The sequence below is a fragment of the Acidovorax sp. sic0104 genome, from assembly GCF_019219095.1.
Lineage (GTDB): Bacteria > Pseudomonadota > Gammaproteobacteria > Burkholderiales > Burkholderiaceae_C > Acidovorax.
This window is the reverse complement of sequence record NZ_JAHUWH010000001.1, coordinates 611132-634613: the sequence shown is the minus strand read 5'-3', so window position 1 is coordinate 634613 and position 23482 is coordinate 611132. Positions and strand designations below refer to the sequence as shown.

The following is a 23482-nucleotide window of genomic DNA, read 5'->3' as shown; positions in this document are numbered from 1 at the left end:
CTCAGAAACGGGTGCTGATGGCGCCGCTCACTGCCCAGTCGTCCTCGACCAGGGGCAGCCAGCGCCATTTGTCAAAAGTGGTGCAGGGGTGGGAGATGCCCAGCGCCACGCGGTCGCCCACGGCCGGTGCGCTGCCCGCAGGGTCGAAGCGCAGGTAGGCGTGCTGGTCGTTGAGCGCGCTGATGGCCCAGCCCTGCGGCGCATCGCCCGCAGCGCGTTGGCCCCGTGGTGCCCAGCGCACGGGCACGGGCATCTCCAGGTCGTAGGACACGTCGCGCCGGCCGCAGGTCAGCAGCGCCAGGCCCGGCTCGGGCACGGACTGCACCATGGCCCATACCTCCAGCGCGGGGCGCAGCGATGCGTCCAGGCCTTCGCGTTGCTCCACGTGGCGCAGAAAGCGCATGTAGTTGCCGTGGTCGTGCGTGATGTAGCAGCCCGAGCGCAGCACGCCCTCCACGGGGCGCGACAGGCCCTGCGTTCGCAGCAGCGGCACCACCAGGTCGAACACGGCGGAGCCGCCGGCCGTCAGCAGCACGGCGGGGTCGGCAAACAGGCCGTGGGCATCGCATTGGCGCACCACCTCGGTCACGCGGCGTACCAGTGCAGTGACTTCGCGCGCATCATGTTCGCTGTCGCACCGGGCCACGCCGCCTTCGTAGCACTCGATGCCGCCCAGTTGCGCGGCGGGTGAATGGGCGATGGCCTGGGCCAGCGCCAGGGCTTCTTCCAGCGTCCGGCAGCCGGTGCGCTGGCCGGGGATGCCGATCTCCAGCAGCGTGTCGAAGCGGCGGGCCACCTGCCCCGCGGCCTGGCGGCGCACGGCCCAGTCCTCGATCAGCCGCAGCTGCGCCAGCGAGTCCACCAGGAACCACACACGCAGGTCCGCATGCCGCTGCAGCAGCGCCTGCAGGCCGTCCAGGTCGGCATCGCACACCACCTGGTTGGCAATGATGGCGCGGCGTGTGCCGGCCTCCACACCCACCGAGAGCTGGTAGATGGTGGCGAACGTCAGGCCCCAGGCGCCGGCCGCGAGCTGCTGGCGAAACAGCTCGGGCGACATGGTGGTCTTGCCATGCGGCGCCAGCGCCACGCCCTTGCGCGCCGCGAAGTCCTGCATCCAGGCCAGGTTGTGGGCCAGCGCAGAGCGCCGGATGACGGCCAGCGGGTAGGACAGGTCGTCCGCGAGCAGGTTCCAGCCCCTGGTGGCCAGGTCGGACGCGCGGCAGGGCGCAGCGGTTTGCGGAAAGCTCTTGCTGCGGTGGTCGAGGATGAAGTCGTCGGTCATGGGGAAGTGGGGTGGTGCGCTGTTTTCCAGCAGGCATGCAGATGGCCCGGCTGAACCTCGCGCAGCAGCATATCGGTGCTGGCGCAGCGCTCTTCGGCCAGGGGGCAGCGGGTGCGGAACACGCAGCCCGAGGGCGGGTGGGCGGGGCTGGGCAGGTCGCCCTGCAGCAGCGGGATGCTACGCCGCTGCGCCGGGTCGGGGATGGGCGCGGCCGCCAGCAGCGCGCGCGTGTAGGGGTGTTGCGGATTGGCGTACAGCGCCTCGGTGGGGGCGATCTCCATCACGCGGCCCAGGTACAGCACCACCACGCGGTCGCACAGGTATTCCACCACGTCGAGGTCGTGCGAGATGAACAGCAGGGTCAGGCCCAACTGCTCCTTGAGCTCGCCCAGCAGGTTCACCACCTGGGCCTGGATGGACACGTCCAGCGCCGACAGGGGCTCGTCCGCCACGATGAACTTCGGCTCCACAGCCAGGGCGCGGGCGATGCCGATGCGCTGGCGCTGGCCGCCCGAGAATTCGTGCGGAAAGCGGTCCGCATGCTCGGTCCGCAGGCCCACCTGCTGCAGCAGCTCGTGGATGCGCGGCAGGCGTGCGCGGCCCTTGGCCAGGCCATGGGTGTCCAGCGCTTCGGCCAACACCTCGCGGATGCGCATGCGCGGGTTGAGGCTGGCGTAGGGGTCTTGAAAAATGATCTGGATCTTGGAGCGCAGCGGGCGGTATTGCCCCTGTGACAGCGCTGCCAGGTCCTGTGCGGCGCCCGCACCGTGGTACAGAATCTGCCCGCCGGTCGGGTCCACCAGGCGCGTCAGCAGCCGGCCGATGGTGCTCTTGCCCGAGCCCGATTCGCCCACCAGGCCCAGGGTTTCGCCCTGGCGGATGGTGAAGCTCACATCGTCCACCGCTCGCACGGGGTGGGCGCCGCTGCCAAAGTACTTGCGCAGGTGCTGGACCTCCAGCAGCGGGGCCTCCGCAAGGCTGCCTGTGGGCAATGCCATGGGTTGTTGCAGCACGGCGCTCATGCGGTCACCTCGCGGTGGATGCAGCGCACCATGCGGCGTGCGCCGGTGGCTTCCAGCGGCGGCATCTGCGCGTCGCAGGCGGCCAGCTTGCGGGCGCAGCGTGGTGCAAAGGCACAGCCCGGGGGCGGGGCCAGCGGGCTCGACACCTGGCCCGGTATGGCCACCAGCTTGCGGCGCCCGTGGGCGCCCACAGTCCCGTCCCGCTGCCGGGCGACGCCCGGCAGGCAGGCCAGCAGGCCGCGCGTGTAGGGATGCTCCGGGCGCGCGAACAGGTCGTGCACGCGGGCCGATTCGACGATGCGGCCGGCATACATCACCGCCACGGCGTCGGCGTACTGCGCCACCACGCCCAGGTTGTGGGTGACGAACAGCATGCTCATGCCGGTCTCTTTCTGCAGCCGGCCCATCAGAGCGAGGATCTGAGCCTGGATGGTTACGTCGAGCGCGGTGGTGGGTTCATCGGCGATCAGCAGCGTGGGGTTGCAGGCCATGGCCAGTGCGATCATCACCCGCTGGCGCATGCCGCCCGAGAGCTGGTGCGGGTACTCGTTCACGCGCTGGGCGGCGGCCGGTATCTCCACCAGCTCCAGCATGCGCCGGGCGTGGGCATGCGCGGTGCGGCGGTCCATCTTCAGGTGCAGGCGGGCGGACTCGGCGATCTGCTCGCCCACCGTGAGCACCGGGTTCAGGCTGGTCATGGGCTCCTGGAAGATCATGGCCAGCTCGTTGCCGCGCAGGGCGCGCTTGTCGGCCTCTTTCAGGGCCAGCAGGTCCACGCGGCGGCCGTCGCGTTGCACGAACCAGGCTTGGCCGCTGACCTCGGCCTGCGAAGTGCGCGCGTGCAGGCCCATCAGCGACAGGCTGGTGACGGACTTGCCCGAGCCGGACTCGCCCACCAGTGCCAGCGTCTCGCCGGGGTGGATGGTGAAGGACACGTCGGCCACGCTCTGGATGCGGCCTCCGTCGGTGGCGAACGAGGTCGAGAGGCCCTGCACTTCCAGGCGGGCCGCGGCGGGGTCGGTCAAAGGTGCGGCACTCATACGGTCTTCTTCAGTTTGGGGTCGAGCAGGTCGCGCACGCCGTCGCCCAGCATCTGCAGCGACAGCGCGGTAAGCACGATGGCGATGCCGGGCGCGAAGATGGTCCAGAACGCCTTGTCCGCATAGTCGAGGCTGCCGGCGATCATGGTGCCCCAGGTGGGGATGTCGGGTGGCACGCCCACGCCCAGGAAGGACAGCCCGGCCTCGGCCAGGATGGCGTAGGCGAAGATGAAGGTCACCTGCACGAGGATGGGCGACATCAGGTTGGGCAGGATGTGCTTGAGCAGGATCTTCGGGGTGCGCACGCCCAGGGCGCGCGCCGCGTCCACGAACAGCAGCTCGCGCAGCACCAGCGTGGTGGCGCGCACCACGCGGGCCACGCGCGGCGTGTAGACGATGACCAGGGCAAGCATCACGTTCCACAGCGATACCCCCAGGATGGACACCAGCGCGATCCCCAGCAGGATGTCGGGGAAGGACATCATGGCGTCCACCACCCGCATCAGCGGTGCATCCAGTCGCCGGAAGAACCCCGCGAACATGCCCAGCAGCGTGCCCAGCAGCACCGCGCCTGCCGCCGTCACGAAGCCGATGAGCAGCGAGTACCGCGCGCCGTGCACGATGCGCAGCAGCACGTCGCGCCCCAGCTCGTCGGTGCCCGCCCAGTGGGTGGCCGAGGGCGCGCGCAGCCTCTCGCTGATGGACAGCGCATTGGGGTCGGCGTCCGACACTGCGGGGTAGACGGTGGCGACCGCCACGACGAGCGCCAGCGCGATGGCCGAGGCCAGCACCACCTTGCGTGCGAACAGCCGGCGCAGCACGGCCGCGAAGCGCTGCCAGGAAGAAGGGGATGGATTGTGGCCGTTCATGGTGCCACCAGCCGGATGCGCGGGTCCACCAGCGTGTAGATGAAGTCGATGGCGAGGTTGATGAACACGTAGATGGCCGCGATGACCAGCAGCGTGCCCTGGATGACCGGGTAGTCGCGCCGCAGCACCGCCCGCACCACCAGGTTGCCCACACCGGGCAGGTTGAACACGGTCTCGGTGACCACGGTGCCGCCGATCATCAGCGCCATGGTCAGGCCCAGCACGGTGACGATGGGCACGAGCGCATTGCGCAGCACGTGCTTGACCATGATGGTGCCCTCGTCCAGCCCCTTGGCGCGTGCGGTGCGCACATAGTCTTCGCCCAGGATGTCGAGCATGGACGCGCGGGTGAAGCGGATGATCAGCGCCGAGTTGAGCAGGCCCAGCACGAGCGCGGGCAGCAGCAGGTGAGATAGCCGTTCGCCCAGCGTGGCGCTGGGGTCGCCGTAGCCCGATGCCGGGAACCAGCCCAGCTTGACGGCGAACAGCTGGATGAGGATCAGGCCCAGCCAGAAGCTGGGCACGCTCGCGCCCAGCATGGCCACACCGCTCACGGCCTGGTCGGCCGCGCTGCCGCGCCAGATGGCGGCCGCCATGCCGCACGGAATGCCCACCAGCGCCGCGATGCCCACCGCGAACAGCGCGAGGAACAGCGTGGGCTCGGCCCGCTCCAGCAGCGCCTGGGCCACGGGCCGCTGCAGGAAGAGCGAGTGCCCCAGGTTGCCCTGCAGCAGCTCACCCACCCACAGCACGAACTGCGTGGGCAGGGGCTTGTCCAGCCCGTATTGGGCGCGCGCCTGGGCAATGTCGGCAGCGGTCGCCTGGTCGCCCAGTAGCAGCGCCACCGGGTCGCCCGAGGCCAGCCGCGTGAGGCAGAACACCAGCACCGCCACCAGCGCCAGCACCACGGCTGCACCCCCCAGCCGCTTCAATAGAAATCGCATGCTTGCTTGTCTCTCAAAAGGTCCCCGTTCGCACCACAACCCCTGCCCAGGCCAGTGCCACAGTGGATCCGGCTTTGCCGGTCCACCGGTGGCGCCCCCTAGGGACCCTCTGCACGAATCACCGCGCCGTGGGCATCTGCGGTCTCGGGCGGTCTGCCGCGTTGCAAATACTCGCAATAGCTTCGGCTATTGCTGCGTTTTGCGCCTTGCAGCCCTTCCCGATCCGCAGCGCCCACTTTCCGCTCGATTCGTGCAGAGGGTCCCTAGAGGGGGAGGCGCCGCAGGCGCTTCGGGGGGAGTCATTTCATCCAGGTGTTCCAGAAGAACGGCCAGATCGCGGGTGTGTAGCCCGACAGCTTGGCCGAGCGCGCGGACAGGCCGTTGAACTTGCCCACCTCGATGAACGGCACCTCGTCGTACACCACCTGCTGCACCTTGCCCCACAGCGCGCCGCGCTTGGCAGGGTCGGTTTCCTGGTTGAACGCGGCCAGGGTCGACTTCTTGGCGTCGGAATCCCACCAGCCCGGCGCGCCGTCGCCCAGCTGTGGTGGCGACAGCATGGGCTCGGGAAACAGGCCCGAATGCGTGAAGTACACGTCCCACAGCTTGGCGTCGTTGCGGCGCTGCACCAGGGTGGCCCAGTCCACCACCTGCAGGTCGGTCTTGAAGCCCGCCTTCTTGAGCTGCTCGGACATCACCAGCGCCATGTTGTAGTGGAACTCGTACTGCCGGCTGGCCATGATGCGCACGGGCTGGCTGTTGCTGTAGCCCGCCTTGGCCGCCAGGTCCTTGGCGGCCTGGGGGTTGCGCTCGTTGTACAGCTTGGCGCCCGCGTCCGAGTAGTAGGGCGTGCCTTTGGGAAAGAAGTTGGGTTCCACCACGAAGAAGCGGTTGTCGCCAAAGCCTGCGGCCATCAGCTCACCCGTGCCCACGGCGGTCTGCACCGCGCGGCGCAGGGGCTGCGATGCCAGCATGCCCTCCTTGGTGTTGAACACGATGTACGGAAAGCCGAAGTTCTTGGTGACGATGGGCACCACGGCCGGCGCGCCCTTTTCCACGCGGCCGATGGCTTCAACCGGCAGCAGGTCGGCATAGTGGAACTGGCCGGACAAAGCGCCTTCGACCCGCGTGTTGGCGCTGGGCACGGGCACGAAGCGCAGCTCATCGAGCAGCGCCTCGCGGCGGCCCGCGTAGCCGCTGGGCGCTTCCTTGCGGGCGGCGTAGTCGTCAAAGCGCACCAGCACGGTGAACTGGTCCGGCCGGCGCTCCTTGAACTTGTAGGGCCCGGTGCCAATGAATTCCTTGAGCTGCGGCGCGATGCTTTCCTTGGCCAGGATGGCCGCCATGCCGCTGGGCAGGGCCAGCTGGGCCAGCAGCGGCGCATAGGGGTTCTTGAGCTTGAGCTCCACGCCGTGCGTGCCCTTGGCGGCCAGTGAAGCCACTTCCTTGCCCACGGCCTTGCCGCGCGGCGAGAGTTCCATCCAGCGCTGCAGCGAGGCCACCACATCCTCGGCCGTCATCTCGCGGCCGTTGTGGAACTTCACGCCCTTGCGCAGCGCGATGGTGTAGGTGAGGCCGTCCTTGGAGACGGCGGGCATGCCCTCGGCCAGCATGGGCGCGATGTTCCAGCTGCCGTCGAAGGTGTACAGCGGCTCGTACACGTGCTGCATGATGGTGCCGACCAGGTCGGCCGTGCTCACCATCGGGTCCAGGCCCTGGGGTTCACCGACCATGGCCAGGTTGGCGGCGCCGCCCTTGGCCGGCGCGCCGGCCTGCTGCGCCCACGCAGCGCCGGGGCCCGCTCCCCACAGTGCCAGCAGCGCGGCCAGGCCCACCAGCCCCCGCCGAGCCGCGCTTGCCGGCCGGGGATCCTTCAGTCGCACCACATTGGTTCCAGAAGTTTGCATCGTGCACCTCTAAGTAATAGGATTACATTGATAAGCACTTTCGATGCCAGAAATTCGCTCGATTCGTGCTTGTTGGGCGTTTTGTATGTAATATCTTTACTCAAAGGAGCACTTTCAATGCCAGTAGAAACCCTTGGTCAGTCCCCGCTTGCCTCCGACCGGCAGGCCCGCCCCCTCTCGCCCGCCACCCGCGCGGGCGACTTCGTTTTTGTGTCGGGACAGGTGCCGACCGATGACCAGGGCCAGGTCATCACAGGCGGTATCGAGGCGCAGACGCGCCAGGTGTTCCTGCGCCTCACGCAGGCACTGGCACTGGCCGACTGCACGCTGGCCGATGTGGCCAAGGTGAGCGTGTGGCTGGCCGATGCGCGCGACTTCGGCAGCTTCAACCGTGTCTACATGGAGTGTTTTGGCGAACACCGGCCCGCTCGCTCCACGGTGGAGTCGCGGCTCATGATCGATGCCAAGGTGGAAATCGACGTCACGGCCTACAAGCCGCGCGGCTGAGCGCCGCGCGCGCGTGCCGGCGCGGCCTGCGGCGCCGGCTACATCACGCGGATGCCCAGCTCGCTGACCAGCATGGCAGCCTGGTCGGCGGAGAGGACCGCGCCCTTGAAGGACTGCCCCAACTGGGCCAGCCGCAGGCCGCCCAGGTCCACCGACCGCAGGTCGGCGCCATCGAACCGTGCGTTCTTCAGGTGGGCATCGCGCAGGCTGCCGCCTTCGAACACCGCGTCGCGGAAGTCGCAGCCCGACAGATCGGCGTCGGACATGTCGAGCTGTCCGATGGTCTGCTTGCGCAACGACATGCCCCGCAGGTCCGCGCCCACCAGCAGTGAATCGTGGAACGCCAGGCCCAGTGTCTGGGCTTCGTGGAACTGCGCGCCGGTCAGTTTGACCTCGGCGAACAAGGCCGACGCCAGCGCGGCCTTGGTCCAGAGCGTGTTGTTCAGGTCGCACCGGTGAAAGCGCGCATCCGTCAGCTGCGCCAGGTGAAAGCTGGCCTGCCGCGCCCTGCAGCCGAGCCACCGCGTGTCGCCGAGCTGGGCGCGCACCAGCGATGCCTCGGCCAGGCTGCAATCCGTGAACTGCGCACCCTGCAGCGCAAGGCCCGAGAGGTCAGCGCCGTCGAAATCGCATTGCTCGAAGTGCAGTCGGTGCGCCGGGGTGTCTTCCAGCATCGCCTGCAGGCTGAATCGGGAGAGTTGCTGTTCCTGCACGAGGACCGTGGGGGTGGGGCAAATGGATGCGGTGATCATGTGCGGGACGCAAGTGGAGGCGAAGGGCTGCGTGCGTTGGCTGTTGGGTGACGGCTCAATGCCCGGCCGTCTTGGAGAACAGGTTGACCACCACCACGCCCGCCACGATGAGGCCCAGGCCGGCAATGGCGGGCGCATCCAGCCGCTGCCCATAGTAGAGCCAGCCCACGGTGGATATCAGCACGATGCCCACCGCCGACCAGATGGCGTACGCAACGCCGATGGGGATCGTTTTGAGCGTGAGCGACAGCAGGTAGAACGACACGCCGTAGCAAACCGCCGTGATCGCGCTGGGCACCAGCCGCGTGAAGCCGTCCGAGGCCTTGAGCGCGCTGGTGCCCAGCACCTCGGCCAGGATGGCCAGGCCCAGCAGAGCGTAGCTGGTGGTGGTGGCGGTCCACTGGATCATGGTGCGGGTCCGTTGCAAAGCTGAAGAAGCGGCCGATTCTAGGAATGCCAGCCGCACTGCGGGGCCAAGCCCTTGCATCTGTGCGGGGCCTCTGCTGCGCGGCTTGCCAGCGGCTGGGATCTGTGTGCACGCGGCGCTGTGCGGGGCGCCCTGCCACCGCCGCAGCGTGGCCCGTGGTCTGGCGCGCCCGGCGCACCCGGCGCACCCGGCGCAGATGGCCGCTAGGCGGCGTGCTGCAGCATCAGGTCCAGGTTCTGCACGGCAGCGCCCGACGCGCCCTTGCCCAGGTTGTCGAACACCGCGCTCAGCAGCACCTGGCCGTGCAGCGGATTGGCAAACACGGAGAGCCGCAACTGGTTGGTGCCGTTGAGCACCTGGGGGTCCAGGTGCTGCGCTGCCTGCGCATCCTGCAGCGACACCACCTCGACATGCGCCGCGCCGTCGTAGTGCTGCTGCAGGCAGGCGTGCAGCCGGTCGGCAGTCACGCCCGCGGGCAGTTGCCGCAGCAGCAACGGAATGGTCAGCACGATGCCCTGGCGGAACGAGCCGTAGGCGGGCAGAAAGAAAGGCCGCTGCGTGAGGCCCGCGTGTTTCTCGATCTCGGGCGTGTGCTTGTGGGCCAGCCCCAGGCCGTACACCTGGAACGCGGGGGCTTGTGATGCACCCGCACCTTCGTGCTCGTCCACCCGCGCGCGGCCGCCGCCGGAGTAGCCCGACACGGCATGGATGGCCAGCGGATGGTCCGCAGGCACCAGGCCGGCCTGCACCAGCGGCAGCAGCAGCGCGATGGCGCCCGTGGGGTAGCAGCCGGGGTTGGTCACGCGGTGTGCCGTGGCGATGCGGGCGGACTGCGCGGCGCTCATTTCAGGCAAGCCGTAGACCCAGTCCGCATCGGTGCGGTGGGCCGAGCTGGCGTCGATCACGCGCACGGCGGGGTTCACCACGGACGCCGCCGCTTCGCGCGCGGGACCGTCGGGCAGGCACAGCACGGCGATGTCGCAGGCATTGATCGCTTCTGCGCGGCGCGCAGCGTTCTTGCGGTCCGCCTCGGGCAGCGTGAGCAGGCGCAGGTCGCTGCGGCCGTGCAGGCGTTCGTGGATCTGCAGGCCGGTGGTGCCTTGATCGCCGTCGATGAAAACCAAAGGTGCGCTCATGCGGTGCTCCTGATGAATTAAATGGCCGAAGAAAAAATGAACGGATGACGAATCTTCGGCCGCACCCTACAATTTGAAAAGTTGAATTTCACAAACATCAACATCAGATTTACTGAACGTCATGCGCGAACTCAACCTCGACCGGCTGCGCACGCTGGTCACCATCGCAGACCTGGGCTCGTTTGCCGAAGCCGCGCGGGTGCTGCACCTGGCGGCGCCCACGGTGAGCCTGCACATCGCCGACCTGGAGGCGCTGTTCGGCGCGCCGCTGCTGGTGCGCAAGCGCGGCGAGGTCACCCCCTCGGGCGTGGGCGACGCGCTGATCGAGCGCGCACGGCGGCTGCTGGCCGATGCGGACGAGGCGCTCGATGTGGTGCAGCGCCAGGTGCAGGGGCTCGCGGGCCGCGTGCGGCTGGGGGCCTCCACCGGTGCCATTGCACATCTGCTGCCCCAGGCGCTGGAGGTGCTGGGGCAGCACCACCCCGGCATCGACGTGCAGGTGGCCGTGCTCACCACCCAGGACACCATGGCGCGCCTGGCCGGCGGGTCGCTGGATGTGGGCCTGGTGGCATTGCCGCAGGCCACCGTGCAGGGGGTGAAGGTGCAGCCTTGGCGGCGCGATCCGGTGATGGCGTTCGTGCCGTCGGCCTGGCCCGCGCCGCAGCGCGCAACGCCGAAGTGGCTGGCGGCGCAGCCGCTCATCCTCAACGATGTGGGCACCAGCCTGTCGCGGCTGACAGCCGAATGGTTTGCGCTGGCGGGCGCGCACCCCAAGGCGCGCATCCAGCTCAACTACAACGATGCCATCAAGAGCCTGGTGGCCGCAGGCTACGGCGCGACGCTGCTGCCGCACGAGGCCACATCCTCCACGCCGCTCGACCCCCGCATCCGCATGCTGCCGCTGCGTCCCGCGCTGTGGCGGCCGCTGGGCATCGCCCACCGCGCGGGGCCGTTGGAGCGGGCCACGCAGCATGTGCTGGACGTGCTGTGGCAGCAGCGCCAGGCGTGATCAGTGCGGATTCTTCAGTCAAATTGGTCGCTGTCGCTTATCTGGAAAGCGCAAGCAGCTATCAAATCAATAGTGATTGCGGTGCTTGGCTGTGGGACTGCCCGGCCGCACCGCCTGCGGTGCATCAGGCGGTGGCGCCGGGGCCCAGCGCGCTGAGCACCATGCGCACGATCAGCTCCTCGGCGTTGATGTAGTCGCGCTCGGTCAGGGCGGGCTTGCCCAGCAGCAGGGCGAACTGCGCCTCCTGCTCCGCATAGGCCTGCGTCACCGACCAGATGATGAACATCAGGTGCGTGAAGTTGACCTTGGCGATACGGCCCTCGCGCGCCCAGCGCTCGAAGGTGCGCACCTCGGTCTTGAGCAACGGGCCTACCCGCTCGGCGATGGCGGCGCCATAGCGTGGTGCGCCCGCAATCACCTCTTTGGTGAACACCTTCGCACCCTGGGGGCGCATGCGCGAGTACTGCAGCTTGGCGCGGATGTAGCGGCGCAGGGCCTGCTGGGGGTCATCGCTGTGCGACAGGGCCTCCATGCCTTCGAGCCACTGGGTGAGCACATCGTCGAGCACGCGCTGGTACAGCGCCTCCTTGCTCGGAAAGTAATACAGCAGGTTGTGGCGGCTGATGCCGATGGCGGCGGCAATGCTCTCGAGCGACGCGCCTTCGAAGCCGAACTGCGCGAAGTGGTTCTCCGCCTCGGCCAGGATGCCCTGCTCCTTGCGCAGGCGCGAGGCCTTGGGGGCGCGGGCGCCGGTGTCGTCGGTGGTGGCGGCCGCTGTGGCGGCGGGTGCGCGGGGGCGTTTGGCAGGGCGGGGGGCAGCCTGGGACTGGCGGGCTTCGGTCATTGCACCATTGTGGAACAAGCCGGGGCCTGAGAACTGGCAATTGCCTGGCATGAGGCTTGCTCTAGGGATTTTACCAATTGGTAAATTTTTACGGGTTGGTAAATTGGCCCACAACGCAGGGCACCGCGGCGCACCAAGCCGTGGGCACCTGCACCCCCACAGCGAGGACCACGATGAAACCTCCGAAGTCTGCGGGCGCAAGCATCCACGCTTGCGCCGCATTGGCCGCCTGCCGCCGCCTTGGCGGCGGCGCGTGCCACCTGCACCGGGCGCCCGCGCCCACCATGGCCGAACCGGCTGACAAGCGCCAGGCCTGCACTCCCACCCCGCACCTTTCGGAGGACATCTGATGGACACACCCGCAAGCCGTGCCTGCGGTATTCATGCCGCACGCCTGAACCTGGCCGACTACGCCGTCAATTTCAGCGACGCCCACCCGCCGTTGACCCGGCCGCAGGCCCTCATCGAGGCCGAGCGCTGCTACTACTGCCACGACGCGCCCTGCGCCACGGCCTGCCCCACGGGCATCGACATCCCGTCCTTCATCCACCGCATCGCGCAGGACAACAACCGGGGCGCGGCGCGCGCCATCCTCGAGGCCAACCCGCTCGGCGGCATGTGCGCCCGGGTCTGCCCCACCGAGGTGCTGTGCGAGCAAGCCTGCGTGCGCAACACCAACGAGGACAAGCCGGTGGAGATCGGCTCGCTGCAGCGCTACGCCACCGATGCCTTCTTCGCCAACCCCGGCGCGCCCATGTTCCAGCGCGCCGCACCCACCGGCCGCCGCGTGGCCGTGGTTGGTGCGGGGCCTGCCGGCCTGGCCTGCGCCCACGGGCTGGCGCTGCGCGGGCACGACGTGGTGCTGTTCGACGCGCGCCCCAAGCTGGGCGGGCTCAATGAATACGGCCTGGCGAGCTACAAGACCACCGACAACTTCGCGCAGAAGGAGGTGGAGTGGCTGCTGTCGGTGGGCGGCATCGAGGTGCGCACCAGCCAGCAGCTGGGCCGCGACATCACGCTCGACGGCCTGCTGGCCAGCCACGATGCGGTCTTCCTGGGCCTGGGCCTGCAGGGCGTGAATGCGCTGGGCGTGGCGGAGCCTGCGGCGGCCGGAGTGCAGGGCTTGAGTAGCGCCGTGGACTTTATCGCCGAGCTGCGCCAGAGCAGCGACCTGTCCACCCTGCCCGTGGGCCGGCGCGTGGTGGTGATCGGCGGCGGCATGACCGCGGTGGACGCCGCCGTGCAGTCGCGCAAGCTGGGCGCCGAAGAGGTGACCATCGTCTACCGCCGGGGAGCCGACGCCATGTCCGCGTCGAAGGTAGAGCAGCAATGGGCGCAGACGAACGGCGTGACCATCCGCCACTGGGCGGCGCCGCAGGAGGTGCTCTGCGAAGGCGGCGCCGTGACGGGCGTGCGCTTTGCGGCCACGGCCCTCGATGCGGCGGGCAAGCTGGTGAACACCGGCGAGACCTTCACGCTCGCAGCGGACATGGTGCTCAAGGCGATCGGCCAGACCTACGTGGCGGAGCCCGCTGGCAAGGCGATTGCGCTGGAGGGCGGACGCATTGCCACCGACGCCGCAGGCCGCACCAGCCTGGCGAGGGTCTGGGCGGGCGGCGACTGCCGGGCTGGCGGGCGCGACCTGACGGTCGAGGCCGTGGAGCACGGCAAGCTGGCGGCCATCTCCATCCATGAATCGATGAGCGTGCCGGTGGCCCTCGTGGCCTGACTTTCATCATCGGCACTTCCTCGTCGCACACCCTGACTGCATTTCACGGGAGCACATCCATGGCAGACATCCGCAGCAATTTCCTGGGCATCCAGAGCCCCAACCCCTTCTGGCTGGCCTCCGCCCCCCCGACCGACAAGGAGATCAACGTCACCCGCGCCTTCGAGGCGGGCTGGGGCGGCGTGGTCTGGAAGACGCTGGGCGAGGACCCGGCGGTCGTCAACGTGAACGGGCCACGCTACTCCACGCTCCTGTCGCAGGACCGCCGCGTGATCGGGCTGAACAACATCGAGCTGATCACCGACCGGCCGCTGCACACCAACCTCGAAGAGATCAAGCGCGTCAAGCGCAACTGGCCCGACCGGGCCATGATCGTCTCGCTCATGGTGCCCTGCGAAGAGCAGAGCTGGAAGAGCATTTTGCCCCTGGTGGAAGACACCGGCGCCGACGGCATCGAGCTCAACTTCGGCTGCCCCCACGGCATGAGCGAGCGCGGCATGGGCGCGGCCGTGGGCCAGGTGCCCGAGTACATCCAGATGGTCACGGCCTGGTGCAAGCACTACAGCCGCCTGCCCGTGATCGTGAAGCTCACGCCGAACATCACCGACGTGCGGCACCCCGCGCGGGCGGCCAAGGCGGGCGGGGCGGATGCAGTTTCGCTCATCAACACGATCAATTCCGTCATGGGCGTGGACCTGGACCGCATGGTCATGAGCCCCAGCACCGACGGTTGGGGATCGCACGGCGGCTACTGCGGCCCGGCCGTCAAGCCCATCGCGCTCAACATGGTGGCCGAGATTGCGCGCGATGCGCAGACCGCCGGTCTGCCCATCAGCGGCATTGGCGGCATCACCACCTGGCGCGACGCGGCCGAATACATCGCGCTGGGCTGCGGCACGGTGCAGGTATGCACGGCAGCCATGGTGTACGGCTTCAAGATCGTGCAGGACATGTGCGACGGGCTGTCCAACTTCATGGACGATCACGGCTACGCCACGCTCGACGACTTCAAGGGCCATGCCGTGCCCACGGTGCGGGACTGGAAGAACCTGAACCTCAACCACATCGAAAAGGCCGTGATCAACCAGGATGCCTGCATCCAGTGCGGTCGTTGCCATGTGGTGTGCGAAGACACCTCGCACCAGGCCATCACCTTCACCAAGGACGGCGGCGTGCGCAAGTTCGAGATCAACGAGGCCGAGTGCGTGGGCTGCAACCTGTGCGTGTCGATCTGTCCCGTGCCCGAGTGCATCACCATGCGCGCCCTGGAGCCCGGCGAGGTCGATGCGCGCACCGGCAAGCCGGTGACCGGCGAATACGCCAACTGGACCACGCACCCGAACAACCCGCAACGGGTGGCGGCGGCAGCGTGATGGACCGCTTTTCGTGTGCATCCGCCACAGGGCCTGCCAGGCAGGCCCTGTGCGTTGGCAAGTTTCTGAGGGCCTCGCATGCTGCACTGCATCTGGTGCATTTTTTGCGTAGCCCTCAACATCGCTTGCATCCTTTGGCCCGCCATCTGCCGGCGTGAGAACGCCGGGCCAGGCAGCGGGTTGTGTTCCACCCCCACGACGTCTTTGACAGGAGTACAGGCATGACCAACAGTACCGGCAGCGCTGCGCATGTGGCAGGGCACCTGCCCGGCGGAGCGACCAATGCGCTCGCCAATGAAGATCTGCTCCCTACCACCGCAGCGCAGCGGCACTGGACCTGGAAAGACTTTGCAGCGCTCTGGGTGGGCATGGTGGTGTGTGTGCCCACGTACACCATGGCCAGCTCCATGCTCGACCAGGGCTTCACCTGGCAGATGGCCGTGTGGCTCGTGTTCCTGGCCAACTGCATCGTGCTGGTACCGATGGTGCTCATCGGCCGGGTGGGTCCCAAGTACGGCGTGCCGTTCCCGGTGCTTGCGCGTGCGTCGTTCGGCGTGAAGGGGGCCAATCTGCCGGCGGTGCTGCGCGGCCTGGTGGCGTGTGGCTGGTTCTCCATCAACTGCTACTTCGGTGCGCTGGCGCTCCACGGTTTCCTGAACATCGCGGGCATGAACCTCGCGGGGCCCGCCCAGGGCGAGACCATCAGCACCTCGCAGTTCATGTGCTTCCTCGCGTTCTGGGCCGTGCACATCTACTTCATCTGGAAGGGTCCGGAGTCCATCCGCCTTCTGGAGGTCATCGCCGCGCCGCTGATGATCGGCGCCTCGATCCTGTTCGTGGTGGTGCTGGTGATGAAGGTGCCGTCGGGCCAGCTCTTCAACCTGCCCGCCAAAGTGGTGGAAGGCGGGCCCAAGACCTGGGCGGCCCTCACGGGGCTGGTGGGCTTCTGGGCCACGCTGGCGCTCAACATCCCGGACTTCACGCGCTTTGCCAAGTCGCAGAAGGACCAGGTCATGGGCCAGGCCATCGGCCTGCCGCTGCCCATGGCGCTGTTCTCCATGGTGGGCGTCATCGGCTTTTCGGCATCGGCCATCCTGTATGGCAAGGCGCAGTTGTTCCCCGATGGCCTGCTGACCCAGATGGGCAGCGTGGCGGCGGGCCTGGGCCTGCTGGTGATCCTGCTGGCCAACCTGACGACCAATGTGGCCGCCAACCTGGTGTCGCCGTCATACGACTTCAGCCAGATCGCGCCGTCCAAGATCAGCTTTCGCATGGGCGGCGTCATTGCTGCGCTGATCGGGCTGGTGTTCATGCCCTGGAAGATCCTGGCCACATCGGGCGGCTACCTCTTCACGTGGCTGGGCGGCTACGGCACGCTGCTGGGCGCCATTGCCGGCATCCTGCTGGTGGACTACTACCTGGTGCGCAAGAGCGTGCTGAAAGTGGACGACCTGTACCGGCGCGGCGGCGACTACGAGTACAGCAATGGCTGGAACCTGCACGCGCTCATCGCCTTCGCCCTGGGCGTGCTGCCCTGCCTGCCGGGCTACCTGGCGGTGTCCGGCGTGGTGGACAAGGCGGGCATGCCTGCCATCTGGCTCACGCTGTTCGACTCGGGCTGGTTCTTCAGCCTGGCCGTGGCCGGCACCTACTACTACCTGACCGCCAAGAAGAAGTGACCTGAGGCCTCGCCCGGCCGTGGTGCCGGTGCCGGGCCTGCCTTTTTTTGATCTGCATCCCTGAAGGAGATCTCCATGACCCAAGCCCTCCTGGTCCGCGGTGGAACCGTGGTCAACGCCGACCGTGAACAACAGGCCGATGTCCTCTGCGTCGATGGCCGCATCGTGGCCGTGGGCGAAGGTGCGGCGGCGCAGACCCCGGCCGGCGCGCAGACGCTGGATGCCAGCGGCCAGTACGTGCTGCCCGGCGGGATCGACCCGCACACGCACATGCAGCTGCCCTTCATGGGCACGGTCACCATGGACGACTTCTTCACCGGCACGGCGGCAGCGCTGGCGGGCGGCACCACGAGCATCATCGACTTCGTGATTCCCGACCCGCAGGAGCCCATCCTGGACGCCTACCGCAAGTGGCGCGGCTGGGCCGAGAAATCGGCGGCCGACTATTCCTTCCACGTCGCCATCACCTGGTGGAGCGAGCAGGTGCGCGCCGACATGGGCACGCTGGTGCACGAGGAGGGCGTGAACAGCTTCAAGCACTTCATGGCCTACAAGAACGCCATCATGTGCGACGACGAAACTCTGGTGAACAGCTTCAAGCGCGCGCTGGAGCTGGGCGCCATGCCCACGGTGCATGCCGAGAACGGCGAGCTGGTGTACCTGCTGCAGCAGGAGGTCGCCAAGATGGGCATCACCGGCCCCGAGGGCCACCCGCTGTCGCGCCCGCCCATGGTCGAGGCCGAGGCCGCCAACCGCGCCATCGCGATTGCCGATGTGCTGGGCGTGCCCATCTACGTGGTGCACGTGAGCTGCATGGAGTCGGCCGACGCGATTGCCCGCGCCCGCGCGCGCGGCCAGCGCGTGTACGGCGAGGTGCTGGCCGGGCACTTGCTGGTCGACGACAGCGTCTACCGCGACCCCGACTTCGCCAAGGCGGCCGCCTACGTGATGAGCCCGCCGTTTCGCCCAAAGGTGCACCAGGAGGCGCTGTGGCGCGGCCTGCAGTCGGGCCAGCTGCACACCACCGCGACGGACCACTGCACCTTCTGCGCAGCGCAAAAGGCCATGGGCAAAGAGAACTTCGCCAAGATCCCCAATGGCACGGGCGGTGTCGAGGAGCGCATGGCCGCCATCTGGGACGGCGGCGTCAACACCGGTCGCCTCACGCCCAGCGAGTTCGTGGCCATCACCTCGGCCAACACGGCCAAGCTGTTCAACATCTACCCAAGGAAGGGTTTCATCGGCGAGGGAGCCGACGCCGACCTGGTGCTGTGGGACCCCGAGGGCACGAAGACCTTCTCGGCCAAGACGCAGTTCAGCAAGGGCGACTTCAACATCTTCGAGGGGCGCACCGTGCGCGGCATCCCGACCCACACCGTGAGCCAGGGCCGTGTGGTGTTTGCCAACGGCGACCTGCGTGCTGAACAGGGCAAGGGCCGCTACATCAAGCGCCCGGCGTTTGGCGCCAACTTCCAGGCGGTGCAAAAGCGCGCGCAGGATCTCGCCCCCACAGCGGTCAACCGCTGAACCGACGGAGAACAACACCATGGACACCAAAGTCAAACCCAACATCGAAAACCTGCGCATCAACGGCCAGCGGCTGTGGGATTCGCTGATGGAGCTAGCGCAGATCGGCGCCACACCCAAGGGCGGCGTGTGCCGCTTGACCCTCACCGACCTGGACAAGCAGGGCCGCGACATGGTCACCCGCTGGGCACGCGAAGCGGGCATGACGGTGATCATCGACAAGATCGGCAACGGCTTCATGCGCCGTCCCGGGCGCAACAGCAATCTGCCACCCATCATGACCGGCAGCCACATCGACACGCAGCCCACGGGTGGCAAGTTCGACGGAAACTACGGCGTACTGGCGGGCATCGAGGTGGTGCGCACGCTGAATGACCACGGCATCGAGACCGAGGCGCCCATCGAAGTGGCTTTCTGGACCAACGAGGAAGGCAGCCGCTTCGTGCCCGTGATGATGGGATCGGGCGTGTTCGCCAAAGCCTTCACGCTGGAACACGCCTACGCCGCCACCGACACCGAGGGCAAGACGGTGAAGGGCGAGCTCGAGCGCATCGGCTACATCGGCGAACAGGAGCCGGGCGACCACCCCATCGGCGCGTACTTCGAGACCCACATCGAGCAAGGCCCGGTGCTGGAGGACAACGACAAGACCATCGGCGTGGTCAGCGGCGTGCTGGGCATCCGCTGGTTCGACTGCACCGTCACCGGCATGGAGGCCCACGCCGGCCCCACACCCATGGCCCTGCGCAAGGACGCGATGCTGGCCGCCACGCACATCATGCAAGACGTGGTGGCGGCAGCCCACCGCCACCCGCCGCATGGTCGGGGCACCGTGGGCATGGTGCAGGTGTTCCCCAACAGCCGCAACGTGATTCCCGGCCGGGTCAAGTTCAGCATCGACCTGCGCAACAGCACAGACGAACTCGTGGACCGGATGGCCGCCGAAGTGAAGGCCCGCGCCGAGCAGGTGGCGCAGGAGCACGGCGTGCAGGTGCACATCGAGATGGTGTCCAGCTACCCCGCGCAGCTCTTCCAGCCCGAGTGCGTGGAGGCCGTGGGCCGCGCCGCCGCCAAGCTGGGCTACAGCCACATGCCCGCCGTGTCGGGTGCGGGGCACGATGCCGTCTACATGGCCAAGCTCGCGCCCAGCGGCATGATCTTCATCCCCTGCAAGGACGGCATCAGCCACAACGAGATCGAGGACGCCAAGCCCGAGCACATCGAGGCGGGGTGCAACGTGCTGCTGCACGCGATGCTGGAGCGAGCGGGCACCTGACGCTTGCTGCGCCGGGGGGGGGCGCAGGGCCCCTCGCGGTGGATCGCAACGGGGCCGTGTCGGCCCGTTGTGGGTGCACCACATGTCCGCCGTTGTTACACCTTGGTTCCCGAGGGAGCCAAGTCGTGCATGCATGCGGGCTGCGGGTCGATCTGTCAATACCACAAGATCATGAAAAGACCGTGTCTTTTTGGCGGTCTTGAGGGTATGTCTGGGTGCGCGCGTGTATCTTCTGGTTACCTTTTCGTACCCGAAGACACGCCTCATGAAATTGCGTACCCGAATCCTCTGGCTGTGTGCTGCCACCTTGCTGGGCCTGGTCGTCCTGTCCGCTGTGGCGCTGACCACGCTGTACCGGTCGATGATGAACGAGCGCACGGCGCAGTTGTCCAATCTGGTCATCCTCGCCCACGCCGCTGCGCAGAAGGCGCACGACAAGGAAAAGAGTGGCGCGCTGTCCCGCGAGGACGCGATCAAGGAGGCCGAGCGCACCATCGGCAGCTTTGTCGACAAGGACAAGTACTTCTTCGTGCGCGGCTTCACCAACGATGTGAACTACGTGCACCCCAACCCCAAGCGCATCGGCATCGTCGATGAAAAGGGCGGCAAGGAAGCCGGTGTGCGCTACCGCGCCGCGCTGCAGGGCAAGACCATCGGCACGGTGACGGCTCCGGGCACGCGCCCCGGCGCGAAAGAGCCGGTGGACAAGCTTTACGCCATCGTCAAGTTCGAACCCTGGGACTGGATCATCGGCTTTGGCGACTACGTGGACGACATCCAGGACGCCTTCTGGCGCAACACGGCCATCCTGCTGTCCATCGGCGCGGTGCTGATGCTCATCGTGGCGGTGATGGCCTGGCAGATGCTGCGCACGCTGGTGCACCAGCTCGGCGGCGAGCCGCAGTACGCGGCGCAAGTGGTCACGCAGATCGCCGAGGGCAACCTGGCAGTGGATGTGCAGACGCTGCCGGGCGATTCGTCGAGCATCCTGCATGCGATCCGCGCCATGCGTGACAACCTGGCCCATCTGGTCACGCAGGTGCGCGACAGTACCGATTCGATCAACACGGCATCGGCGGAGATCGCCGCAGGCAATGGCGACCTGTCGGCGCGCACCGAATCGCAGGCCAGCGCGCTGCAGGAAACCGCGGCGTCGATGGAGCAGCTCACTTCCACCGTGCAGCAGAACGCCGCCAACGCGCGGCGTGCCGACGAGCTGGCCCGTGCTGCCTCGGACACCGCCGTGCGCGGTGGCGACGTGGTCCAGCAGGTCGTGGGCACCATGAGCTCCATCGAGCAGTCCTCGCGCAAGATCGTGGACATCATCAGTGTCATCGACGGCATCGCCTTCCAGACCAACATCCTCGCGCTGAACGCGGCGGTGGAAGCCGCGCGTGCGGGGGAGCAGGGCCGGGGCTTTGCGGTGGTGGCGAGCGAGGTGCGCAGCCTGGCCCAGCGCAGCGCTGCGGCGGCCAAGGAAATCAAGGGTTTGATCGACGACTCCGTGGCCAAGGTGGGTGCGGGGACGCAACTGGTGGAGCAGGCGGGCGCGACCATGCGCGAAGTGGTCGATGGTGTGAAGAGCGTCACCACGATGGTGGCCGAGATCAGCTCGGCCAGCTCGGAGCAGAGCGCCGGCATCGCCCAGGTCAATCAGGCGGTGTCGCAGATGGACCAGAGCACGCAGCAGAACGCGGCGCTGGTGGAGGAAGCCCTGGCCGCCGCGCAGTCGCTCAGCCATCAGGCCCTGGCGCTTTCGCAGACGGTGGGGCAGTTCCGCGTCGCGTGAGCGCGGGCCGCGCGGATGCGGTCTGCCGGTGAGCGTGACGGCAGCCTCCAGGTGATGGCAAATGTTGGCTGGACAAGCGGTTTCAGTGTGCGAAGATGCAAGCGATTGCTTCAGGGCTGGTCAGCCCGCTGCACGGGCTTTTTGCGCATGCTGACGCGCCCCGCTGCGTCCGCAGGGGCCCGCAGCCTTGTCTTGCATACCCATAGGTGCCGTCCATGTTTGTTCGACTTTTGCCGACTTCCTTGTGTGTGCAGGCTGCGGGCTTGATGCCGGGCTGCGGGCAGGCATGACTGTGTCGGCACCTGTTCCAGCGGCACGATTGCCGCAGGAGCGCATGCCCACGGACGTCGATCTGGCCGGGCGTGGCATCCGCTGTGCGGCACTGGAATGGCTGCCGCGTCCTGTCTGGGTGTTTGACATCGATGGCAGATGCGTGCACTGGGCCAACACGGCGGCACTGGCGGTCTGGAATGCCTCGACACTGGCCGAGCTGTGCGGGCGGGACATGGGGCACGACATGTCCGAGACCGTGGCGCGGCGCCTGGCACAGTACCAGACCGACTTCTTGCTGCGCCGCGATGCGAGCTTCAGCGAGCAGTGGACCATCTACCCCGGTGGTGTCCCGGTCTCGCTCAACGTGCGGTTTTGTGGGCACCGCCTGCCGGACGGGCGCATGAGCATGCTCTGCGAGGCCGAACCCATGGGCGTGGCCGCGCCGGAATCCCTGCGCTCGGTGGAGGCACTGCTGCACACGGCGGTGATGATCACCCTGTACGACGGCAACGGAGAGGCGCTCTACCGTAACCCTGCAGCGCGCGCGGCGGTGCTCAGCCCCCGCGAGCGGCTGCAGGACCGCATCGGCAGCGCCGCGGCGTTCGCCACGCTATCGCGCAGCCTGGAGCAGCACGGCGTGGCAACGCTCACCCTGGTGGTGCGCACCCCGCAGGGCGACCGCTGGCACGAGCTATCGGCCCGCCGCTGCAGCGATGCCGTCACGGGCCAGGACGCCGTGCTGGTGAGCGAGGCCGATATCAGCGCCATCAAGCACACGGAAGAGCGGGCCAACTTCCAGTCGCTGCACGACGTGCTCACCGGGCTGCCCAACCGCGCCCACTTCACGCAGCGCTTCGCGCGGGCCGTGGAGGAGGCGCGCGCCCAGTCGCTGGAGGCTGCGCTGCTGCTCATCGGCCTGGACCATTTCAAGGATGTGAACGACACACTGGGCCATGCGGCGGGCGACGAGTTGCTGGTGGCCATGTCCCAGCGCCTGCGCCATACGCGGCATGGCACCGAGGTGCTGGCACGCTGGGGTGGCGACGAATTCCTGATACTGCTGACGTCTGCGCGCATCCGCGAAGACCTGGATGCATTGCACGAACGCATCTCCGTGGCAATGGCCGCGCCGCTGGCCATTGCCGGTGCGCAGCTGCGGGTGACGTCCAGCATCGGCGTGGCGCTGTACCCGCAGGATGGCGAGTCCATCGAGATCCTGCTGCGCAACGCGGACCTGGCGATGTATGCGGCCAAGGAGCGCGGGCGCAACGCGCTGGCTTACTTCGACCGGCACATGGCCGAGACGGTGCGCACCCGTACCGAGCTGGAAAAGGAGTTGCACCAGGCCCTGGAGCGCGAGGAGTTCGAGGTGTACTTCCAGCCGCGCGTGGACGTGGCCACCAACTCCATCCGCGCAGTGGAGGCGCTGGTGCGCTGGAACCACCCGCGCCTGGGCCTGGTGTCGCCGGCCCATTTCATCCCGACCTGCGAGACCACGGGGCTCATCGGCGCTCTGGGGCTGTGGGTGCTGGCGCAGGCGGCGCGCGAGCAGGTGGCCTGGGCCGCGCAGGGTTGGGACCTGGTGGTGTCGGTCAACCTGTCGCCCCGCCAGTTCGCCTCGCCCAGCCTTCTGCACGACATCACCGGCGTGCTGCGCGAGGCCGGGGTGAACCCGGCGCGCATGGAGCTGGAGATCACCGAGTCCATCCTGCTGGGCGAAGACCAGCACGTTCTCAACGTGCTGCGCGAGCTGTCGGCGCTGGGCCTGACCATTGCGCTCGATGACTTCGGCACGGGGTACTCCAACCTGGCCTACCTCCAGCGGTTCCCGGTCCATACGCTCAAGATCGACAAGACCTTCATCCAGGACACGGATGCCAACCGGTCGCTGGCCGATCTGATCGTGTCGCTGTCCACGCTGATGAAGCTCACGGCGGTGGCCGAGGGGGTGGAGACGCAGGAGCAGCTCGATTGGGTGTCGGGGCGCGGGATCGCGCAGTACCAGGGTTATCTGTACGCGCGGCCAATGCCGGTGCGGGACTTCACTGACTGGCTGCGTGTGCACCCGCCGGGCTGAACCTGGCTATCAGGCGT

General features: G+C 67.9%; 20 protein-coding genes. 10 read left to right on the top strand and 10 right to left on the bottom strand.

Features of this window, described 5'->3' with window-relative positions; translation table 11 throughout:
* Position 1 precedes the first annotated feature (1 nt).
* The 6 genes from KW835_RS02975 to KW835_RS02950 all read right to left on the bottom strand — a co-directional run bounded on the left by KW835_RS02975 (position 2) and on the right by KW835_RS02950 (position 7067).
* Entirely contained in the window at positions 2-1285 is a 1284-nt protein-coding gene (locus tag KW835_RS02975) for an amino acid deaminase (RefSeq protein WP_218380774.1), read from the bottom strand.
* Positions 1282-2307 (bottom strand): ABC transporter ATP-binding protein, encoded by a 1026-nt coding sequence (locus KW835_RS02970; protein WP_218380773.1) that lies wholly within the window; start codon positions 2305-2307, stop codon positions 1282-1284. The genes KW835_RS02975 and KW835_RS02970 overlap by 4 nt, the downstream gene beginning before the upstream one ends.
* Positions 2304-3347, bottom strand: coding sequence for an ABC transporter ATP-binding protein (locus tag KW835_RS02965; protein ID WP_218380772.1), 1044 nt, complete (start codon positions 3345-3347; stop codon positions 2304-2306). Before KW835_RS02965 ends, KW835_RS02970 begins: the two co-directional genes overlap by 4 nt.
* Complete coding sequence (locus tag KW835_RS02960; protein WP_218380771.1) at positions 3344-4216, bottom strand: ABC transporter permease; 873 nt, start codon at positions 4214-4216, stop codon at positions 3344-3346. Before KW835_RS02960 ends, KW835_RS02965 begins: the two co-directional genes overlap by 4 nt.
* Positions 4213-5160, bottom strand: coding sequence for an ABC transporter permease (locus tag KW835_RS02955; protein ID WP_218380770.1), 948 nt, complete (start codon positions 5158-5160; stop codon positions 4213-4215). Before KW835_RS02955 ends, KW835_RS02960 begins: the two co-directional genes overlap by 4 nt.
* 299 nt (positions 5161-5459) lie before the next feature.
* Positions 5460-7067, bottom strand: a complete 1608-nt coding sequence (locus tag KW835_RS02950; RefSeq protein WP_218380769.1) for an ABC transporter substrate-binding protein — start codon at positions 7065-7067, stop codon at positions 5460-5462.
* Between the two features lie 117 nt (positions 7068-7184).
* Here KW835_RS02950 and KW835_RS02945 point away from each other — a divergent pair, with 117 nt between their 5' ends.
* Positions 7185-7574, top strand: coding sequence for a RidA family protein (locus KW835_RS02945; protein ID WP_056173325.1), 390 nt, complete (start codon positions 7185-7187; stop codon positions 7572-7574).
* Between the two features lie 38 nt (positions 7575-7612).
* Here KW835_RS02945 and KW835_RS02940 read toward each other — a convergent pair whose 3' ends face one another.
* The 3 genes from KW835_RS02940 to argC form a co-directional block, all read right to left on the bottom strand.
* On the bottom strand, positions 7613-8326 hold the full coding sequence (locus KW835_RS02940) for a pentapeptide repeat-containing protein (protein WP_218380768.1): 714 nt from the start codon (positions 8324-8326) through the stop codon (positions 7613-7615).
* A gap of 55 nt (positions 8327-8381) precedes the next feature.
* A complete protein-coding gene (locus tag KW835_RS02935; RefSeq protein WP_218380767.1) occupies positions 8382-8735 on the bottom strand; it encodes an SMR family transporter in 354 nt (117 codons plus the stop codon).
* Positions 8736-8956: 221 nt separating this feature from the next.
* The gene (gene argC, locus KW835_RS02930; RefSeq protein WP_218380766.1) at positions 8957-9889 is read right to left on the bottom strand and encodes an N-acetyl-gamma-glutamyl-phosphate reductase; all 933 of its coding nucleotides are present in this window, start codon (positions 9887-9889) and stop codon (positions 8957-8959) included.
* Between the two features lie 121 nt (positions 9890-10010).
* Here argC and KW835_RS02925 point away from each other — a divergent pair, with 121 nt between their 5' ends.
* A complete protein-coding gene (locus tag KW835_RS02925) occupies positions 10011-10898 on the top strand; it encodes a LysR family transcriptional regulator (protein ID WP_218380765.1) in 888 nt (295 codons plus the stop codon).
* A gap of 124 nt (positions 10899-11022) precedes the next feature.
* Here KW835_RS02925 and KW835_RS02920 read toward each other — a convergent pair whose 3' ends face one another.
* Positions 11023-11742: a TetR/AcrR family transcriptional regulator gene (locus tag KW835_RS02920; protein ID WP_218380764.1), complete on the bottom strand. Its 720-nt coding sequence runs from the start codon at positions 11740-11742 to the stop codon at positions 11023-11025.
* A gap of 173 nt (positions 11743-11915) precedes the next feature.
* On the opposite strand from KW835_RS02920, the gene KW835_RS02915 reads away from it, so the two are divergent.
* The 8 genes from KW835_RS02915 to KW835_RS02880 all read left to right on the top strand — a co-directional run bounded on the left by KW835_RS02915 (position 11916) and on the right by KW835_RS02880 (position 23465).
* Positions 11916-12092, top strand: a complete 177-nt coding sequence (locus KW835_RS02915) for a hypothetical protein (protein ID WP_218380763.1) — start codon at positions 11916-11918, stop codon at positions 12090-12092.
* Entirely contained in the window at positions 12092-13471 is a 1380-nt protein-coding gene (locus tag KW835_RS02910; protein ID WP_218380762.1) for an NAD(P)-dependent oxidoreductase, read from the top strand. Before KW835_RS02915 ends, KW835_RS02910 begins: the two co-directional genes overlap by 1 nt.
* Positions 13472-13530: 59 nt before the next feature.
* Positions 13531-14844: an NAD-dependent dihydropyrimidine dehydrogenase subunit PreA gene (gene preA / locus KW835_RS02905; protein WP_218380761.1), complete on the top strand. Its 1314-nt coding sequence runs from the start codon at positions 13531-13533 to the stop codon at positions 14842-14844.
* Positions 14845-15065: 221 nt separating this feature from the next.
* Positions 15066-16523, top strand: coding sequence for an NCS1 family nucleobase:cation symporter-1 (locus KW835_RS02900; RefSeq protein WP_218380760.1), 1458 nt, complete (start codon positions 15066-15068; stop codon positions 16521-16523).
* A gap of 75 nt (positions 16524-16598) precedes the next feature.
* On the top strand, positions 16599-18050 hold the full coding sequence (gene hydA / locus KW835_RS02895; RefSeq protein ID WP_218380759.1) for a dihydropyrimidinase: 1452 nt from the start codon (positions 16599-16601) through the stop codon (positions 18048-18050).
* A gap of 19 nt (positions 18051-18069) precedes the next feature.
* Entirely contained in the window at positions 18070-19326 is a 1257-nt protein-coding gene (locus KW835_RS02890; protein ID WP_218380758.1) for a Zn-dependent hydrolase, read from the top strand.
* Between the two features lie 265 nt (positions 19327-19591).
* On the top strand, positions 19592-21115 hold the full coding sequence (locus tag KW835_RS02885) for a methyl-accepting chemotaxis protein (RefSeq protein WP_218380757.1): 1524 nt from the start codon (positions 19592-19594) through the stop codon (positions 21113-21115).
* A gap of 334 nt (positions 21116-21449) precedes the next feature.
* Entirely contained in the window at positions 21450-23465 is a 2016-nt protein-coding gene (locus KW835_RS02880; RefSeq protein ID WP_255593203.1) for a bifunctional diguanylate cyclase/phosphodiesterase, read from the top strand.
* The last annotated feature ends 17 nt before the right edge of the window (positions 23466-23482 follow it).

Excerpts from the sequence above, each read along its gene's own strand:
- argC (WP_218380766.1), bottom strand. The coding sequence starts at position 9,889 with ATGAGCGCACCTTTGGTTTTCATCGACGGCGATCAAGGCACCACCGGC.
- KW835_RS02935 (WP_218380767.1), bottom strand. The coding sequence starts at position 8,735 with ATGATCCAGTGGACCGCCACCACCACCAGCTACGCTCTGCTGGGCCTG.
- KW835_RS02975 (WP_218380774.1), bottom strand. The coding sequence starts at position 1,285 with ATGACCGACGACTTCATCCTCGACCACCGCAGCAAGAGCTTTCCGCAA.
- KW835_RS02960 (WP_218380771.1), bottom strand. The coding sequence starts at position 4,216 with ATGAACGGCCACAATCCATCCCCTTCTTCCTGGCAGCGCTTCGCGGCC.
- KW835_RS02950 (WP_218380769.1), bottom strand. The coding sequence starts at position 7,067 with ATGCAAACTTCTGGAACCAATGTGGTGCGACTGAAGGATCCCCGGCCG.
- KW835_RS02900 (WP_218380760.1), top strand. The coding sequence starts at position 15,066 with ATGACCAACAGTACCGGCAGCGCTGCGCATGTGGCAGGGCACCTGCCC.
- preA (WP_218380761.1), top strand. The coding sequence starts at position 13,531 with ATGGCAGACATCCGCAGCAATTTCCTGGGCATCCAGAGCCCCAACCCC.
- KW835_RS02880 (WP_255593203.1), top strand. The coding sequence starts at position 21,450 with ATGCCCACGGACGTCGATCTGGCCGGGCGTGGCATCCGCTGTGCGGCA.
- KW835_RS02885 (WP_218380757.1), top strand. The coding sequence starts at position 19,592 with ATGAAATTGCGTACCCGAATCCTCTGGCTGTGTGCTGCCACCTTGCTG.
- hydA (WP_218380759.1), top strand. The coding sequence starts at position 16,599 with ATGACCCAAGCCCTCCTGGTCCGCGGTGGAACCGTGGTCAACGCCGAC.
- KW835_RS02925 (WP_218380765.1), top strand. The coding sequence starts at position 10,011 with ATGCGCGAACTCAACCTCGACCGGCTGCGCACGCTGGTCACCATCGCA.
- KW835_RS02965 (WP_218380772.1), bottom strand. The coding sequence starts at position 3,347 with ATGAGTGCCGCACCTTTGACCGACCCCGCCGCGGCCCGCCTGGAAGTG.
- KW835_RS02945 (WP_056173325.1), top strand. The coding sequence starts at position 7,185 with ATGCCAGTAGAAACCCTTGGTCAGTCCCCGCTTGCCTCCGACCGGCAG.
- KW835_RS02890 (WP_218380758.1), top strand. The coding sequence starts at position 18,070 with ATGGACACCAAAGTCAAACCCAACATCGAAAACCTGCGCATCAACGGC.
- KW835_RS02955 (WP_218380770.1), bottom strand. The coding sequence starts at position 5,160 with ATGCGATTTCTATTGAAGCGGCTGGGGGGTGCAGCCGTGGTGCTGGCG.
- KW835_RS02920 (WP_218380764.1), bottom strand. The coding sequence starts at position 11,742 with ATGACCGAAGCCCGCCAGTCCCAGGCTGCCCCCCGCCCTGCCAAACGC.
- KW835_RS02910 (WP_218380762.1), top strand. The coding sequence starts at position 12,092 with ATGGACACACCCGCAAGCCGTGCCTGCGGTATTCATGCCGCACGCCTG.
- KW835_RS02940 (WP_218380768.1), bottom strand. The coding sequence starts at position 8,326 with ATGATCACCGCATCCATTTGCCCCACCCCCACGGTCCTCGTGCAGGAA.
- KW835_RS02970 (WP_218380773.1), bottom strand. The coding sequence starts at position 2,307 with ATGAGCGCCGTGCTGCAACAACCCATGGCATTGCCCACAGGCAGCCTT.
- KW835_RS02915 (WP_218380763.1), top strand. The coding sequence starts at position 11,916 with ATGAAACCTCCGAAGTCTGCGGGCGCAAGCATCCACGCTTGCGCCGCA.